Source organism: Caballeronia sp. BR00000012568055 (genome assembly GCF_029439455.1).
In the GTDB taxonomy this organism is placed as follows: Bacteria; Pseudomonadota; Gammaproteobacteria; order Burkholderiales; family Burkholderiaceae; genus Caballeronia.
The window spans coordinates 1-3,783 of record NZ_JAQFVG010000051.1 but is presented as its reverse complement, the minus strand read 5'-3'; the positions used below and the strand labels follow the sequence as shown (position 1 = coordinate 3,783).

The following is a 3,783-nucleotide window of genomic DNA, read 5'->3' as shown; positions in this document are numbered from 1 at the left end:
GGTTGGCTTGCAGATAATTCGGGTAAAAGCTCGCGTCTTTATAGCCGAAAGTATCGATGGTCGGCATGGTCGGCGAGCCGGTGAAGATCAGGTTATAGGCGCCTGTCACGATCGAATAGCTGAACAGTGACTTGACCGATACCGGCGCATCCGTCGAGTTCGACGTCGGCACTTCCACGCCCACCCAATTGCCTTCGGAGCCGTATTGCGGAGAGCCTGCGAGCATGCGGATGCCGGTGGCCGTGTCGGTTGGACCGGCATAGATCTTTGTGGCCGTGGCGACTTCGGCGGCGGTCAAACATGTGCTTGTGCTCGAGGCATTAGCGGCGCATTGAATGGTCGCGGGATCGAAATGGCAGACACGCGGATCGGTGATCAGACCGTCGGGCGCGCCGACCTGACTTCCACATGCGGCCGACACCGCTTTATGCAGCAGAGCGGCTTTATCCGCATACAAGGTCGCATTGCCCGCGCTTGTGCCCGTCGTGCTTTGCGAAATCACACTCCAGCCGTGGTAAAGCGAGTTCTGAATCTGAAAATGGGCAGCGGGCGCGCCCACGACAATGCCGTTATAGTCCGACGGATACCGCTGCGCGGCCATCAGCCCTTCACGCCCTCCATCCGAGCAACCGACGAAATAAGAGAATTTTTGCGCCTGACCGTAGTACGCCTGAATAAGTTTCTTGGCCGCGAGCGTGGTGATGTGTTGACCGCGATATGCGAAATCGGCCTGTTTTTGCGGGTCGGTAGTCCAGGTCGAGTCCTGGCCCGAGTGCCCCATGTCGGTCGCTGCGGTCACGAAACCGCCTTGCTGCACGAGTGGACACGTATAGCTGAAGCTGAAACTGGTTTGCTTGGTCGGGTCGCTGAGATTGCCGCATAATCCGCCGCAGCCTAGTTCGGCAAAGCGTTGCGTCCACGAATTCACCGGCAATGCGACTTCGAATGTATTGGACGGCGCAAGCGTGCCTTTCACCGCGCAAAAGCTCACGGATGCACCGTTGATCGTTGCCGATGTCACCGTCGCAGACGTAATCGAACTTCCTGCACCGCCTATATCGGTGATATCGATGGAAGCGAGCTTCGAGCAATCGACCGTAGGTTTGACCACGGAGAGTGGCGCGTTGCTGTCGTTATCGTCATGACCGCCGCATGCGCTTAGGCCTGCGGCAAGCATAGCGATGCTAAGCCAAGCCAGAACGCGCCTTAGCACCATCAGGAAATTGCGCGTTTGCTTGCGCTCATTATCAAAACGCAAAGAATCAAGCGGACGAACACGTCCGAAGGCGGCAGCCATTTATCGTCTCCCTCTTTCTGAATAATTGGTCTTTAACCGGACGCACAGACCGGCGACTCAAGCGTGACCTGACCGCAATCGCGGCTGAACAGAGGGTTTACGCGTGGCTTAAGCGATATCGAATACTTGAAAAGAGATGGGCTTGACGCGCGGTTCGTTAGCCGGCGCGGGCTTTGACGGCTTTGCGACTGCCTAAGAGCGAGCCGCAAGCCGCTAAGGAAATGTTGAGCGCGATAAACAAAACAGATACCGCTTTAAGCGCTTTGCAAAGGTTTGCCGTGGAAAGGCCGTTAAAAGCTCTCCGCCCCCGGCCGCAAATCCAACTCCTGCGTCCACGCCGACCGATGCTGTGTATGCAGATACCAATACGCATCAGCGATCGCGCTGATATCGAGCAGCGTATCAGCGGCTTGCTTCGCATATCGCTCGGGCTGGCCTTGTTCGAGCCGCGCGCCGTCGATACCGCCATCGATCACGATATGCGCCACATGCAGGCCCAGCGGCCCATAATCGCGCGCCATACTCTGGCTGATCATGCGCAAACCCGCTTTAGCAGCGGCGAACTGCGCAAAGCCGCCCTTACCCCGCAGACTTGCCGATGCCCCCGTGAACAACACCGTCCCGCGTCCAAGCGGGACCAGGCGACGTGCCGCTTCGCGTCCCACCAGAAAGCCCGCGAAACAGCCCACACGCCACATTCGCTCGAACGTGGCTGCATCGAGATCACGCAGATCGATACGCGCGTTGTCGCCTGCGTTGAAAATCACCGCATCGGGTTCATAGGAAGCGAACGCGCGATCGAACAGCGCAATCACATCGGCTTCGGAAGTTGCATCGACGACCACGGCCTCCGCGCTGCCGCCCGAATCGCGTATCGTCTTGACGACTTGTTCGATACGCGCCGCCGTCCGCCCGCCGACGAACACGTGATACCCCTCGGCCGCGAACTTGCGCGATACCGCCGCGCCCAAGCCCTTTTCCGCGCCGACACCTACGACGATTGCAGACCGCTTGCTCATCGAAACGCTCCTTGAATAAAGCAGAGCCACGATTGTGCTCGCAATCCCGCAATCGAGCAGAAATCACCGGATCGACGAAGGATGATGCGCCAGCGCCGTGACCTGCATCTTCATATACGGGAACAGCGGCAGATTGGAGAGAATCGTATGTAGTTCGTCATGCGAATCAACATCGAACATGCTGTAGTTTGCATACTCGCCGACAATACGATGCAACTGTTGCCACTTGCCTTCGCGCTGCAGGTTTTGCGAATACGCCTTTTCGCGCGCCTTGATTTCATCGGCTTGCGAGGCGGGCATGTCGTACGGCAGATTCACTTCCATTTTCACCAGATAAAGCATGCTGTCAGTCTCCTTCAGATGTTTTTGTCGCGACGATAGAACGCGAGTTTTTCTTCGTCGATATGCAGACCAAGTCCCGGTCCCTCCGGAATATGCAGATCGAAATCGCGATACTGCGGGCGCGCGGTAACGATATCGTCCTTCAGCAACAGCGGCCCGAACAACTCCGTGCCCCATGCAAGCTGCGGCAACGCGCTAAAACCATGCGCCGACGCAATCGAGCCGATACTGCCTTCGAGCATGGTGCCGCCATACAGCAGCACGCCCGCCGCGTCCGCGACGGCAGCGGTGCGCATCACGCCGTAGATGCCGCCCGACTTCGCGATCTTCAGCGCGAACACATCGGCGCTGGCTTCGCGCACGAGGTCGATGGCGTCTTCGGGACCGGTGATGCCTTCATCGGCCATGATCGGCACGATAAAGCGCGATGCAAGCCGCGCCAGCGCACCACGCTGCTCTCGCGGCGTAGGCTGCTCGATCAGGTCGATGCCCGCCGCTTCGAGCGCCGCGATGCCGAGCGCGGCATCGACCTCGTTCCAGGCCTGATTCACGTCCACCGTCACCTTCGCGCGGTCACCGAGCGCGGCCTTGATCTTCGATACATGCGCCACGTCTTCACGCACGCTGCGACGGCCGATCTTCAGCTTGAACGTATTGTGACGACGCTCTGCAAGCAACGTCTCCGCCTCTTCGATATCACGCTGCGTATCGCCGCTCGCCAGCGTCCACAGCACCGGCAAGGTCGCGCGCACCGCGCCGCCGAGCAGTGACGATATCGGCACATTCAGGCGCTTGCCTTGTGCATCGAGCAAAGCGGTTTCGATTGCGCACTTGGCAAAGCGATTGCCGCGCGCAATCTTGTTGAGCCGCAGCATCGCACTGTTGATATTGGTCGGGTCCTGCCCGATCAATGCAGGCGCGAGATACGTATCGATCGTCAGCTTGATACCTTCGGGGCTTTCCTCGCCATAAGAAAGCCCGCCGATAGTGGTCGCTTCGCCAATGCCTTCAATGCCATCGCTTGAGCGCAAGCGCACGATCACGAGCGTTTGCTGCTGCATGGTGGTCATGGCGAGCTTATGAGCGCGAATGGTCGGAAGGTCGACCAGAATCGCTTCAACGGAG

The 3,783-nt window shown here is 58.8% G+C and carries 4 protein-coding genes; all 4 read right to left on the bottom strand.

What is annotated here, in order from left to right:
• A partial coding sequence (locus P7F28_RS03905) for a tannase/feruloyl esterase family alpha/beta hydrolase (RefSeq protein ID WP_277183128.1) occupies positions 1-1,177 on the bottom strand: 1,177 nt, incomplete at its 3' end.
• A 410-nt stretch (positions 1,178-1,587) separates the two neighbouring features.
• The gene (locus tag P7F28_RS03900) at positions 1,588-2,316 is read right to left on the bottom strand and encodes an SDR family NAD(P)-dependent oxidoreductase (protein WP_277183127.1); all 729 of its coding nucleotides are present in this window, start codon (positions 2,314-2,316) and stop codon (positions 1,588-1,590) included.
• A 63-nt stretch (positions 2,317-2,379) separates the two neighbouring features.
• On the bottom strand, positions 2,380-2,658 hold the full coding sequence (gene catC / locus P7F28_RS03895) for a muconolactone Delta-isomerase (protein ID WP_277183126.1): 279 nt from the start codon (positions 2,656-2,658) through the stop codon (positions 2,380-2,382).
• Positions 2,659-2,672: 14 nt separating this feature from the next.
• On the bottom strand, positions 2,673-3,783 hold a 1,111-nt coding region (locus P7F28_RS03890), incomplete at its 5' end, for a muconate/chloromuconate family cycloisomerase (RefSeq protein WP_277183125.1).

What these genes read in the sequence shown, in the direction of transcription:
- P7F28_RS03900 (WP_277183127.1), bottom strand. Translation starts at nt 2,316, where the DNA reads ATGAGCAAGCGGTCTGCAATCGTCGTAGGTGTCGGCGCGGAAAAGGGC.
- catC (WP_277183126.1), bottom strand. Translation starts at nt 2,658, where the DNA reads ATGCTTTATCTGGTGAAAATGGAAGTGAATCTGCCGTACGACATGCCC.